Origin of the sequence: Ahrensia sp. 13_GOM-1096m (assembly GCF_000620605.1) — a bacterium.
Lineage (GTDB): Bacteria > Pseudomonadota > Alphaproteobacteria > Rhizobiales > Rhizobiaceae > Ahrensia > Ahrensia kielensis.
Window position 1 is genome coordinate 571,506 of the sequence record NZ_KK211156.1, and the last position, 12,816, is coordinate 584,321.

The following is a 12,816-nucleotide window of genomic DNA, read 5'->3' on the forward strand; positions in this document are numbered from 1 at the left end:
CATTGTCGTTACAGATAATCGCTCAATCGGGTGCCAGCATTTAGATAACCAATTGGGTTGATCGGTTTGCCGCCTGAGCGCACTTCATAATGTAAATGCGGGCCCGTTGACCGGCCTGTGCTACCGGCTGCGCCAATTTTTTGTCCTGCAACAACGCGTTGCCCGACCTTGACATGAATACGGTTCAAATGTGCGTAACGTGTCGTCAAGCCGTTGGCATGTTTGATTTCAACCATATTGCCATAGCCGCCATTGCGGCCAGCTTTGACAACTTTTCCATTTGCGGCGGCGTTTATTCTTGTGCCCGTAGGTGCTCGAAAATCAATGCCGGCATGAAAAGCGCTTCGCCCGATGATGGGATCTTTGCGGTGGCCGAATTTACTGGAAATGCTTTTGCCCGGAGCAGGGTTTGCTATGGGAAAGGAGCGGACCGTTTCCTTTGTTTCTTCCAGCTCTTGAATGGCTTTGTTGAAAGAAACAATTTCGCTATCAAATATAGCGTCTAAATCTTTTGCATTACTTGGAATAAATGGACCGCCTGTACCGGTGGTCTCTAAAGCACGTATGGGCAGGCCTGCTTGACGTGCCGTGTTCACAATTTTTTCGCGTTGTTCAGCTGCTGCATCTGATAATGCCGCGATTTGTTCGATCTGGGTGCGCTCAATATCGTGTAGATCGCTTTTTACATCGGCGAGCTTTGTAAGGCTTGGTAATTCGTCTGCATCTTGTGCCGCAATTGATCCTGTTGTGATGGTATCAATGTTTGTCACGGACGTGCCGAAACCTAGCCTTGCTTGCTTGTTTTTCGTGCCGGGGCGTAGCTTTGGGACGGGCAAAGTTGATGCAGGTGACGCAGAAACACCAAGCTCTTTTGCACGCTCAAGAAGCGGTTCAATCATGCCTGATCTGCTTGCCAAAACGTTTTGGCGGCTGGCAAGCTCAGCAATCTTGCCTTCCATGAACTGCTGATCAAGCAGGCGATGAGAAGTGATCCGGTCTACTTGCCCGCGCAGTGACGCGATGCGGTCTTCATAAGCATGTTGAAGCTTTGCCTGACGCGCAACGGCTGTATTGAGGAGGTCATCACGCAGAATAAGATAACTTGTCGATAAAAGATAACCGACCGCCATAGCCATAAACAGTGTCGCAGCAAGACCAACGACCCAAGGCCGGATGGTGAAATGACGGATATTTTGACCCTGTGCAATGATTACAGTGTGGGGCTCTTTTCTTTTGCCGAATTCTTGGACCTTTTTCACTAGCAAACCTTGTTATATGCGTGAGCAGAAGACTTGATTACACTTTATTAGGGTTAATAAAGCGTTGTTTGCACTGTAAAAAGATTAACTTTAATTCGATTGGGAGAGCGCAAAGCACTATCCCAAAAGCTTATTCACTATCAGTTATTCAAGGCTGTTGCTTCTTGCAGCACTGCTTCGGCATGGCCGGCGACTTTAACTTTGCGCCAAATTTTTGCGATCTTGCCCGTTTTATCAATCAGGAAGGTTGAGCGTTCAATGCCCATATATTTTCTGCCATACATGTTTTTCTCGACCCAAACGCCATATGCATTGGCTAATTCATGGTCTTCATCGGCCAGTAATGTGATGCCTAGATCATGTTTTGCTTTGAATTTTCCATGTTTAACCACAGTGTCAGGCGAGACACCCAAGATGGTCGTGTTTTGATCTGCAAATTGTTCAAGAAAAGCTGTAAAAGCGATTGCTTCCTTCGTGCATCCTGGCGTGTCATCTTTTGGGTAGAAATAAAGAACGACTTGTTGTCCGTTTAAATCCTGAACCGACATCATGTTGCCGTTGTCTGCAGGCAGTGCAATGTTTGGGGCGTCAGAGCCCTCTGTCATTTCGTTCATGTGGATTCCTTCATTTAGCGTGAATTTCGATGCATACGATATAGGGTGGATAGGCCATAGTTCTACGGCGATTCGTTAATTCGCCGGGCACAAAACATTTCGGAATCATTTTGAACGAAAAAACTGACAATAATATTCGGAAAATGAGGGGCGGTGCTGACAAGCCTCTGCATGAATTGCCGTCTTTTGATGGGGCTAAGGGCCCCGTGCATGCGCCAATTATGGCACCGCGCCGTGTTCTTGCCCGTCGTTGTTTAATCGGGTTTTGTGTTTTTATTCTTGTTGCGATCGCTGCACTTATTTTAGTTGTGCGAAGCGGCGTTGTTTTACCTGTTGTGGAAAATGCTGCGGCGGATGCTTTACGCCGCGTTGTGCCTGTGACGATGGACGCCGAGGTCGGCGATACGGATGTTGCCGTTTTGTGGTCAAATGGTCTGGGCATCACATTCAAAGATGTCAAATTGACACGAAAGAGCGACCAGCAGCTCATGCTTTCTGCTGATGAGCTGACGGTTGGCATTCGCACACGCTCACTTATTAGTGGTAGACCCGAATTTTCATCCGTGCGTTTGCGCGGGGCAACATTAGATGTCAGCAAGTCTGAATTTGGTGAAACGCCGCAGCTTAAAATAAGCGATGCGCATGATAAATTTGAAGCCATTTTTGCGGCAATGGACAATGGTGTTGGCGGTCTTATCTCGCAGGAAGGCGGTATGCGTCTGCGTGCGGACAATGTCAAAGTTGTGCTGCGCGATAACCCGTATTCAAACAGGATAGATGTCGTTACGCTGAGCATGAAAGCAGAAAGCGGTCAGGCCGATTTTGACGGGCAATTTGTGATTGACGGCTATGATGTGCCTGTAAAAGGCAAATTGGTTCTGCCAAGATTGATCGACACAATCAGTGATGATGGTAGCGTGGGTGATACGCAGGAGCTAAGTGTTGAGGCCACCAATATGCCGCTTCCTTGGCGCCGGTTTCAGACCATGTTTTCCAAAATGGATGAGGACCGTGTTCCTGACAAGCGACATGAACCTATGCGTGGGCGCGCTTCGCTACATTTTGTCAATGCGCATGAAGTTGCGTCCGATATGGCCTCTATTGAAGCTTATCCGGAAAATATCTCATTTAAGCTCGATCATGATGATTATGTGCCCATAGAGGGTGCTTTGAGATTAAGCGCGGACTTTGCTTCTGATGCGATCACATTGCATACGGCGCCGTGGCTGGTGGGGCGAACAACTTTAGATTTGAGTGGCCGCTTTCGTGACCAACCAGACGCGACAGAAAAGAACGTCTACCAATTTGAAATGCTGGCCAATAATGGTGTTGCATATGCAAGTGATGCGAATGAAGAGCCTGTAAAGTTTGCAGCCAGAGCGCAAGGTTCATTCCTATTATCAGAGCAAATCATAAGTTTTACGCGTCTTGATATTAATTCGGACAGCGGAACAATGAACGGTGAAGGCGAACTTGCGCTAGAAGAAGAATATCCAACTGCGATCTTTACCGTTTTTGCTGATGACATGTCGGTTGCAGGGGTTAAGCAACTTTGGCCTGCTCCTGTTGCGCGAGGCGCAAGGCGTTGGGCTTTGGAAAACCTTGCTGGCGGCCGTGTCGTGAAGGCACGCTTTGATATTATCGAGCCTTTAAAGCGCCGTATTACGGGAACCTTGCTTGAACATTCAGGTGAAACCAGCGTTGAACTGGATGTTGAGGGCGTGGAATTTAGCGTCGTTGGCGACATCCCACCTGTTCGCAATGCCAGCGGTCATCTTTCCAGCGCCGATGGGGTGACGACGGTAAAAATTGACAAGGGATCGCTGTATTTACCGAGCGGACTTGAGACGAATGTTAGTGATGCGACATTGGTTTTAACCCTGCCAGATGGAACTGATGGGCGAATTGACGCAAATTTGAAGATGAATATGACCGGTGTTTCACGCGCAATCGGTGAGCTGGTTGCGCTAAAACCCATAGACGCAACACGCTTTTACAAGTTTAAACCAGCTGATTTGCTGGGCGATGTTGATGCGAATGTCACGGTGGATTTTGTTCTTGGGGAAGGCCCAAATACGCCAGCGCCAGATTGGAGCGTTGATCTGAAAGTCGCCAATGCCGGAAGCAAAGCGAAAATCGAAGGGCGTAACTTAAGCAGTCTTGACGGGCGTATCCAGATCGACCCTACGCGTGGAGATTTCGATCTTAAAGGCAATATTGATGGATTGCCTGCAGATATTGCGATGGTTTTGCCCTTCAACAATTCAGGCGTTAAAGCAAAACGCGACATCTCATTGGTGCTTAAAGATGCGGACCGAAAAAAGCTTGCTCCTGGACTTGATGAACTTTTAACGGGTACGACGCCGGTAAAATTCGGCGGCGGCAGCGGTTCACGCGTCAATATCGATTTAACAGCTTCCAAGCTCTCGCTGCCGTGGATTGGCTGGGCTAAAGGTTCAGGCATTAAAGCCAATGCCGTCTTTGACCTTGCTCAAAACGGTGGCGCAACGGCGCTCAAAAATTTTGATCTCAAGGGGGCTAGCTTCGGCGCGCGCGGCGATATCGATATTGATAAGAATGGTTTGCAGCGTGCACGATTTGGCTTTCTGCAACTCAATAAGGACGACAATATTGCGCTTGATGTAAAGCGCAGTGGCAAAGGGTACAGCGTTGCCATGAGCGGCAAGTCGCTGGATGCGCGCGGAATCATGCGCCATATTCGTGCAGAGGCACAGCGAACTGAGACATCTGAAGGGGCAATCCCCGTTGATATCACCGCGGATATTAAGCGCGTTACTGGTTTTCACGGCGAATATTTGACGAATATGAAATTGAGCATGATGGTGCGCGGAGGCACCGTCTCGCAATTATCCATTCGCGGTAACACCAAATCTGGTTTCCCTGTTTTTCTAAATCTTGATGGGGTTGGCTCCAGCCGGAAAATTAAATTGGAAGCGCTTGGTGCGGGAGAGTTTTTGCGATTTGCCGATATTTATACAAATGTGCGCGGCGGAACGCTGAACTTAAGCTTGAATGGCACTGGCCCTAGAACACTGAGCGGTAAGGCTGATTTGTTCGATTTCCGTGTATTCAACGAGCCTAAGCTTGCTACTCTTGTTTCATCGAAAGCCAATGGTTCACAGAGTTTAGAGCAAGCCGTAGATCGCAAGATAGACACGCAAGAAATTAAGTTTGAGCGCGCATCCGGTGATTTGATCTTTAGTCCGGGAAGGCTGGATATATCAAAAGCTGTGGCGCGCGGCCCGCTTGCTGGCTTTGTGATTGATGGCAAGGTTTTTGATAGCAAAAACCAGACAAGACTAACCGGCACATTTATGCCGGCCTATGGTTTGAACCGGTTGTTTGCAGAAATTCCAGTCTTAGGACTTTTTCTTGGCAATGGGCGTGATCGCGGGCTAATCGGCGTAACTTTCAAACTGTCGGGTAGTTTCGACAGTCCGCAAGTCACAGTTAACCCGCTATCGATCATTGCACCTGGTATATTCCGCTCGATTTTCGAATTCAGGTGAGCGGCAATTATACCGGCTTGATAAGAATATGACGTTTTTTACCCATCGATAGTTTGACTGTACCGTCGATAAGATGGCTGTCATTGATTGTCATCTTGTCATCGCTGACCGGATTGTCATTGACCTTAAACGCACCGCCTTTGATGCTGCGACGTGCTTCACCATTAGAGGCCGCAAGTCCTGCATTCACAAAAGCTGACAGAACGCCAATGCCGTCATGAAGTTCTGCTTTGGTAACTTCAACAGTTGGCAATGATGCTGCGGTTGCACCTTCTTCAAAAGTCAGGCGGGCGGTTTCGGCAGATTTTTCTGCTTCATCACGGCCATGAACAACGGCTGTTGCTTCCGTTGCGAGAATCTTTTTGGCCTCATTGATTTCAGAGCCACCCAGTGCGGAAATGCGAGCAATTTCATCAAGCGGCAGGCGGGTGAATACTTTCAAAAAGCGTTCAACATCCGCATCTTCAGTGTTGCGGAAATATTGCCAGAAATCATATGGCGAGAACAAATCGCCATTCAGCCAAACAGCGCCAGAGGCGGACTTGCCCATTTTCTCACCAGATGACTTTGTCAGCAAAGGCGTCGTGAGTGCATAAAACTGTTTCTGTTCCATGCGGTGACCAAGGTCGATACCATTGACGATGTTACCCCATTGGTCCGAGCCGCCCATCTGCATCACGCAGCCATAGCGACGGTTCAACTCAACAAAGTCATAACCTTGCATGATCATGTAGTTAAATTCGAGAAATGACAGGCTCTGCTCGCGGTCAAGGCGGGTTTTCACCGATTCAAAAGAAAGCATGCGGTTGACGGAAAAGAAGCGTCCAACATCGCGCAGGAAATCAACATATTTGAATTCCATTAGCCAATCAGCATTATTGACCATGACCGCATCGGTTGGACCGTCGCCATATTTCAAAATCCGGCCGAAAATCTTCTTGATACCAGAAATGTTTTCTTCGATCTTATCTGTTGTTAGCAATTGGCGCTGATCGTCGCGAAAAGACGGATCACCAACCATAGACGTGCCGCCACCCATCAATGTGATGGGACGGTGTCCTGTTTGCTGTAGCCAATAGAGCATTGTAACGGAAATAAGATTGCCGATGTGAAGACTTGTCGCCGTTGCATCATAACCGACATAAGCGGTTAGCGGCTCTCCGGTCGTGAGTTGCTTGTCCAAACCTGCTGGATCTGAAATCTGGTGGATGAGACCACGATCTTGCATGACATTGAGAAAGTCGGACCTGTAAGCGGACATGGTTTTCTATTCCGTGGTAATTTGGTAATTTATAAATTCTGCGGGGCGTGTAGCACCGTTTAAGACGCCTTTGAAAGTAATTCAATGCAACAAATCATCCGCGCAATCGGTCTTATGAGTGGAACATCAATGGATGGCATTGATGTGGCGCTTATAGAAACCGATGGTCTTGCCTATGTGAAACCATTAAACAGTGCTGTTTTGCCTTATAATGAAGACTTCAAAAAGCAGATTGAGCAGGCTTTGGCCGACGCGCAAAGCGTGACGAATCGGCAAGAACGGCTGGGCTGTTTGAATGAAGTTGAGCAGGCGATCACCGCTTGGCACATCTATGCGGTTGCGCAACTGGGTGAAATTGCTGATGTGATTGGCTTTCACGGCCAAACTGTTCTGCACCGTCCCGATGAAGGCTACACAGTTCAATTGGGTGATGGCGCTGCGCTTGCGCGTGAGAGTGGCATGCATGTCGTTTTTGATATGCGTGCCAATGATATGGTTCATGGCGGGCAGGGTGCGCCTTTGGTGCCGATCTATCATCAGGCGCTTGCTGCGCAACTTGATGAACAAACGCGACAAAACGGTGTTGGTTTTATCAATATTGGCGGTATTTCCAACGCGACCTTTGTGTTTGAAGGTCAAGACCCGATTGCGCTTGATTGTGGACCAGGCAATGCGCTGCTTGATCAATGGGTGCAAAGCGAAGCTAATATTCCATACGATGATGGCGGGCTTATCGCAGATAAAGGCGTTGCGCATGATGATGTGATCGAGCGTTATATGGGGCTGCCGTTTTTTGATCGCGAGGGGCCGAAATCACTTGATCGCGGCGATTTCACCTTAGAATATGTTCAAGGCATGGCGCTAGCGGATGGGGCTGCAACGCTGGCAAAGCTGACGGCGGCTGCGATTGCTAAATCAGCATCGGACCTAGATCAAATGCCGAAAACGCTCATTGTTTCTGGTGGTGGTGCGCGCAATGCGTCCATTATGCGCTATTTGAGCGAAATCATGGGCGATGCGGTTCATGTTGCTGCTTCGGATGCTTATGGTTTTAGCAGCGATATGATGGAAGCGGAAGCGTGGGCTTATTTGGCCGTGCGCTCTTTAAAGGGGCTGCCGCTTACATTTCCGTCCACCACCGGCTGTGAAAAGCCGGTGACGGGCGGTGTTCTTGCAAAAGCTATTTAAGCTTTTTGATAACTTCTGGGACCAATTCGCCGCGCAGACGCGCATCAAGGTAATCAGAACAGTTCTCAATAAGAGCGTCTTCTTGACCTTGGAAGAAGTGGTTTGCGCCTTCCATGGTTTTCTGTGTGATCAGAATACCTTTTTGAAGGTGCAGCTTTTCAACAAGACCTTGCACAGCTGTTGGCGGTGCAACACGGTCTTCTGATCCGTGAATAATCAAGCCTGATGAAGGGCAAGGAGCCAAAAATGCGAAGTCATAGGTGTTTGGCTGCGGCGCAATTGACATAAAGCCTTCTATTTCAGGGCGGCGCATGAGCAGCTGCATGCCAATCCAAGCACCGAACGAATAACCGGCAACCCAGCATGCGCGTGATTCAGGGTGTAGTGATTGTATCCAGTCTAGTGCGCTTGCTGCATCAGATAGTTCGCCAATACCATGGTCAAAATCACCTTGGCTGCGACCGATTGAGCGGAAGTTGAATCGCAAAGTCGTAAAACCGCGCTGCTGGAACATGTAAAAAAGATCATAAATGATCTTGTTGTTCATTGTTCCGCCAAACTGCGGGTGCGGATGCAAAATCATCGCAATAGGTGCGTGTTTATCAGCAGCTGGCTGATAACGGCCTTCAAGACGTCCGGCAGGGCCGTTGAAAATTACCTCAGGCATATAGTCTCCACATCGTCACGGGCGCATATCATGCTGTGGCAAATCATTTATTTGCGTTAGCTGTTCTTGATGGCGCGCGTTGATTGTTCCAAATAGAATGAATTGAACGCACTCTTAATGGGTTTGGTGTGCAAATTACAAGAAAATCCGACATTGATTGAGCAAACGATGGCAAAAACCGCCACATATCTGGATTATAACGCAGCGGCACCGCTATTAGATGAGGCACGTGCAGCAATTATTGATGCATTGGACGTCAATGCGAATCCCTCTTCTGTTCATGCCAGTGGGCGAGCGGCAAAGGCGATCATCGCCAAAGCGCGCAGGCAAGTTGCGGATTTGGTTGGCGCAAAGCCTGATCATGTCATTTTTACATCGGGTGCAACCGAGGCAGCGCAAATGTTGCTGACGCCTCATTATTCGATGGGGCGCTCGCCCTTAAAAGTTGGCCATCTATATGTCTGTGCCACAGATCATCCTTGCACATTGGCTGGCGGACAATTTGCAAAAGATGCTGTCAGCCTTATTCCGGTGCAGGCGAATGGCATTATAGATTTTGATGCGCTTGAAGAGAGCTTGCGCGCCCATGATAAATCGAGCGGCTTGGCGCTTGTTGTGTGTCATGCCGCCAATAATGAAACGGGCGTTATTCAACCATTTGCCAAAATTGGCGACATTGTAAAAGCAGCAGGCGGTATTTTTGTGCTTGATGCGGTGCAAGCTGTTGGGCGTCTTGATCTGACGATTGCAGATACTGGTGCGGACTATCTTATTTTGTCATCGCATAAAATTGGTGGGCCAAAAGGTGCAGGCGCAATTGTTGCGGCTTCTGATCTGGTAATGCCGATGCCGCTTATTAAAGGCGGCGGGCAGGAACGCGGGCACCGCGGCGGTACTGAGGCGGTCGTCAATATTGCTGGTTTTGGCGCAGCAGCTGAAAGCGCGAAATTTTCAAATGAACGGTTTAACGTGCTAACCGATTTGCAGAACCATTTGGAGCGTGGATTACGCAAAGCGCTGCCAGAGATAATTATTCATGGTCAAGTTGATGGTGCGCAAGCGCCGCGCTTGCCCAATACGACGTTTTTTACCGTGCCAAACGCCAAAGCCGAGACACTTCAGATTAATTTTGACTTGGCGGGATTTGCCGTTTCTGCTGGTTCAGCTTGTTCATCAGGCAAAGTCGGACGCAGTCATGTGTTGACAGCGATGGGCGTTGAGGGTGATGAGGGGGCGATTAGAGTCTCGTTTGGACATCTGACCACCAAAGCTGAAATTGATGCTTTTTTGGTTGCATTTGAGCAAATTCTGGCCCGAATGAAGCGCTAAACGTCATTTTTTTGTATCCGTGACAAAAAACTTACGGTTTTACTCAACTTTTTCTACTTTAGAACTTTTCAAATGTAGAAAAATGACTATTTCAACAGTACGGACTTTTTGCGCGGCGGGCACATGCCTATTTCGCGCGTACCCACACCATTTGAGGGAGCATTTTATGCCAGCGGTTCAAGAAACCATCGACCAGGTCGCACAGATAGACGTTGACCAGTACAAATATGGCTTCGAAACCATTCTTGAAATGGATATGGCGCCAATAGGTCTTTCCGAAGACGTTATTCGCTTCATTTCGGCTAAGAAAGAAGAGCCGGAATGGATGCTGGAATGGCGGCTTGATGCTTATCGTCGTTGGTTGACAATGGATGAGCCGGATTGGGCACGCGTCAGCTATCCGAAGATTGATTTCAGCGAAATCTATTTTTATGCAGCGCCTAAAGGCCAGTCTGGTCCAAAAACGCTGGATGATGTTGATCCAGAAATTCGCGCAACATACGAAAAACTTGGTATTCCGCTTGCAGAACAAGAACTGCTTGCTGGTGTTCAAGAACGCCGCGTTGCGGTTGATGCGGTTTTCGATTCTGTTTCGGTTGTTACGACGTTCAAAAAAGAACTTTCAAAAGCTGGCGTGATTTTCATGTCTATTTCGGAAGCCATTCGTGAGCATCCGGAGTTGGTGAAAAAGTACCTCGCATCTGTGGTGCCAGTATCAGACAATTATTATTCTGCGCTCAATTGCGCGGTCTTTACGGACGGCTCGTTCGTATATGTGCCAGAAGGCGTTCGTTGCCCGATGGAACTGTCGACTTATTTCCGTATTAATGCTGAAAACACAGGCCAGTTTGAGCGCACGCTTATTGTTGCTGAAAAAGGCGCTTATGTTTCCTATCTTGAGGGCTGTACAGCACCGCAGCGCGACGAAAATCAGCTTCATGCGGCTGTTGTTGAACTTGTGGCGATGGATGACGCGGAAATCAAATATTCGACCGTTCAAAACTGGTATCCGGGCGATTCCACAGGCAAGGGCGGTATTTATAACTTTGTGACGAAACGTGGCGATTGCCGCGGCGACCGCTCTAAGATTTCTTGGACACAGGTCGAAACGGGTTCTGCGATCACTTGGAAATATCCATCATGCATTTTGCGCGGTGATGATAGCCAAGGCGAGTTTTATTCAATCGCGGTTTCCAATGGTGCGCAGCAGATCGATAGCGGCACCAAGATGATCCATTTGGGCAAGCGCACAAAGAGCCGCATCATCTCAAAAGGTATTTCGGCGGGTCGTTCGCAAAACACATATCGTGGCCGCGTTTCGGCGCACCGCAAAGCAACAGATGCACGCAACTTTACGCAGTGTGACTCGCTTTTGATTGGCGATCAGTGCGGCGCGCATACGGTGCCTTATATTGAAGCGAATAATGCGACGGCACAGTTTGAGCATGAGGCGACAACGTCAAAAATTTCCGACGATCAACTGTTTTACTGCATGCAGCGCGGCATTCCTGAAGAAGAGGCCATCGCGCTCATCGTCAACGGGTTTGTGAAGGAAGTTATTCAAGAACTGCCAATGGAATTTGCGGTTGAAGCGCAAAAGCTTATTGGCATCAGCTTGGAAGGCAGCGTGGGATGATCCGTGTTGCCGTCATCCTCGGGCAAGACGAGCAAAGCGAGTTCGCAGAGCCGGGGATCCAGTTTTGCGGGTTCATAGGATGGTATTCCCAGTACATCCGAAATGATGCCTGAGGATGATGCGCTAAAAGGGAATTAAACGATGTCCGGTTGGGTTTACATCATGGCATCAAAACGGAATGGGACAATATACATTGGTGTTACTAGCGACTTGCAAGGTCGCGCTTATGAACACCGTAGTGGTCAGAATAAAGGTTTTACGGCGCGGTATAACTGCAAAAATTTGGTTTGGTATGAGCGCCATGACAACATTGTTGTTGCGATTGAACGAGAGAAGAAATTGAAGAAATTCAAACGGGCATGGAAACTGGACTTAATTGAAGGTTTTAATCCTGATTGGGAAGATTTGTACGAGAATTGTTATGTGCGCGATAATCCAAGTGATGAAATTCGCGGCAGAGTTTAAATTAAATAAGCTGGGCCTTACGGCTCTGGATTCCCGGTTCTTCGACTGCGCTTTGCTTGTCTTGCCCGAGAATGACGAAAGGATAAAAAATGTTAGAAATTAAAGACCTTCACGCGAAAATCGCTGGTACAGACACAGAAATCATCAAAGGCCTAAATTTGTCAGTGAAAGCTGGCGAAGTGGCAGCGATTATGGGCCCGAACGGTTCAGGTAAATCAACGCTGTCCTACATTCTGGCTGGCCGCGACGATTATGAAGTCACTTCCGGCAACATTCTTTTCAACGGCGAAAGCATTCTTGAAATGGACCCGTCAGAGCGTGCTGCTGCCGGTCTTTTCTTGGCGTTCCAATATCCGATGGAAATTCCAGGTGTTGCGACGATGCAGTTTTTGAAAGTTGCGATGAATGAGCAACGCAAAGCGCGCGGCGAAGAAGAGTTGAAGACACCTGACTTTATCAAGCTTGTTAAAGAGGCTGCTGGTGATCTTGAAATTTCAATGGAGATGCTCAAGCGTCCACTCAATGTTGGCTTTTCTGGCGGCGAGAAAAAACGCGCTGAAATTTTGCAGATGAAGCTGCTTGCGCCAAGCCTTTGCGTTTTGGATGAAACCGATTCCGGCCTTGATATTGATGCGTTGAAAATTGTGTCTGAAGGCGTCAATTCATTGCGTTCACCGGATCGCGCAACAATCGTCATCACGCACTACCAGCGCTTGCTTGATTATATCGTGCCGGACAGCGTGCATGTTCTTTCCAAAGGTCGGATCGTCAAAACGGGCGATAAAGAACTTGCTAAAGAGCTGGAAGCAAATGGTTATACGGACATCATCGCAGAAGCTGCGGCTTAACTGACGCGCGGTTTGCCAG

The 12,816-nt window shown here is 48.4% G+C and carries 10 protein-coding genes; 6 read left to right on the top strand and 4 right to left on the bottom strand.

Annotation, left to right across the window (positions count from 1 at the left end; genetic code table 11):
- Positions 1-8 precede the first annotated feature (8 nt).
- Together N530_RS0116500 and bcp are read right to left on the bottom strand one after the other, a co-directional pair.
- Positions 9-1,259 carry a M23 family metallopeptidase gene (locus N530_RS0116500; RefSeq protein ID WP_026481610.1) on the bottom strand — a complete coding sequence of 417 codons (1,251 nt, stop codon included), beginning with the start codon at positions 1,257-1,259 and terminating at the stop codon, positions 9-11.
- A gap of 140 nt (positions 1,260-1,399) precedes the next feature.
- Positions 1,400-1,873, bottom strand: coding sequence for a thioredoxin-dependent thiol peroxidase (bcp, locus tag N530_RS0116505; RefSeq protein ID WP_026481611.1), 474 nt, complete (start codon positions 1,871-1,873; stop codon positions 1,400-1,402).
- A gap of 110 nt (positions 1,874-1,983) precedes the next feature.
- Between bcp and N530_RS0116510 the strand changes: the two genes are divergently transcribed.
- The gene (locus tag N530_RS0116510; protein ID WP_155852028.1) at positions 1,984-5,403 is read left to right on the top strand and encodes a DUF3971 domain-containing protein; all 3,420 of its coding nucleotides are present in this window, start codon (positions 1,984-1,986) and stop codon (positions 5,401-5,403) included.
- Positions 5,404-5,410: 7 nt separating this feature from the next.
- Here N530_RS0116510 and tyrS read toward each other — a convergent pair whose 3' ends face one another.
- Positions 5,411-6,664, bottom strand: coding sequence for a tyrosine--tRNA ligase (gene tyrS / locus N530_RS0116515; protein WP_026481613.1), 1,254 nt, complete (start codon positions 6,662-6,664; stop codon positions 5,411-5,413).
- Positions 6,665-6,748: 84 nt separating this feature from the next.
- On the opposite strand from tyrS, the gene N530_RS0116520 reads away from it, so the two are divergent.
- Positions 6,749-7,852 (top strand): anhydro-N-acetylmuramic acid kinase, encoded by a 1,104-nt coding sequence (locus N530_RS0116520; RefSeq protein ID WP_026481614.1) that lies wholly within the window; start codon positions 6,749-6,751, stop codon positions 7,850-7,852.
- Here N530_RS0116520 and N530_RS0116525 read toward each other — a convergent pair.
- Positions 7,845-8,519 carry an alpha/beta hydrolase gene (locus tag N530_RS0116525; RefSeq protein ID WP_026481615.1) on the bottom strand — a complete coding sequence of 225 codons (675 nt, stop codon included), beginning with the start codon at positions 8,517-8,519 and terminating at the stop codon, positions 7,845-7,847. The genes N530_RS0116520 and N530_RS0116525 overlap by 8 nt on opposite strands.
- 168 nt (positions 8,520-8,687) lie before the next feature.
- Here N530_RS0116525 and N530_RS0116530 point away from each other — a divergent pair, with 168 nt between their 5' ends.
- From N530_RS0116530 to sufC, 4 genes are all read left to right on the top strand, one after another.
- Complete coding sequence (locus tag N530_RS0116530) at positions 8,688-9,848, top strand: cysteine desulfurase family protein (RefSeq protein ID WP_026481616.1); 1,161 nt, start codon at positions 8,688-8,690, stop codon at positions 9,846-9,848.
- A gap of 166 nt (positions 9,849-10,014) precedes the next feature.
- Positions 10,015-11,484, top strand: coding sequence for a Fe-S cluster assembly protein SufB (sufB, locus tag N530_RS0116535; protein WP_026481617.1), 1,470 nt, complete (start codon positions 10,015-10,017; stop codon positions 11,482-11,484).
- 141 nt (positions 11,485-11,625) lie between these two features.
- Positions 11,626-11,949 carry a GIY-YIG nuclease family protein gene (locus tag N530_RS0116545; RefSeq protein ID WP_026481618.1) on the top strand — a complete coding sequence of 108 codons (324 nt, stop codon included), beginning with the start codon at positions 11,626-11,628 and terminating at the stop codon, positions 11,947-11,949.
- Positions 11,950-12,038: 89 nt separating this feature from the next.
- Positions 12,039-12,797, top strand: coding sequence for a Fe-S cluster assembly ATPase SufC (gene sufC, locus N530_RS0116550; protein WP_026481619.1), 759 nt, complete (start codon positions 12,039-12,041; stop codon positions 12,795-12,797).
- The last annotated feature ends 19 nt before the right edge of the window (positions 12,798-12,816 follow it).

Excerpts from the sequence above, each read along its gene's own strand:
- bcp (WP_026481611.1), bottom strand. The coding sequence starts at position 1,873 with ATGAACGAAATGACAGAGGGCTCTGACGCCCCAAACATTGCACTGCCT.
- tyrS (WP_026481613.1), bottom strand. The coding sequence starts at position 6,664 with ATGTCCGCTTACAGGTCCGACTTTCTCAATGTCATGCAAGATCGTGGT.
- N530_RS0116520 (WP_026481614.1), top strand. The coding sequence starts at position 6,749 with ATGCAACAAATCATCCGCGCAATCGGTCTTATGAGTGGAACATCAATG.
- N530_RS0116525 (WP_026481615.1), bottom strand. The coding sequence starts at position 8,519 with ATGCCTGAGGTAATTTTCAACGGCCCTGCCGGACGTCTTGAAGGCCGT.
- N530_RS0116530 (WP_026481616.1), top strand. The coding sequence starts at position 8,688 with ATGGCAAAAACCGCCACATATCTGGATTATAACGCAGCGGCACCGCTA.
- sufB (WP_026481617.1), top strand. The coding sequence starts at position 10,015 with ATGCCAGCGGTTCAAGAAACCATCGACCAGGTCGCACAGATAGACGTT.
- N530_RS0116545 (WP_026481618.1), top strand. The coding sequence starts at position 11,626 with ATGTCCGGTTGGGTTTACATCATGGCATCAAAACGGAATGGGACAATA.
- sufC (WP_026481619.1), top strand. The coding sequence starts at position 12,039 with ATGTTAGAAATTAAAGACCTTCACGCGAAAATCGCTGGTACAGACACA.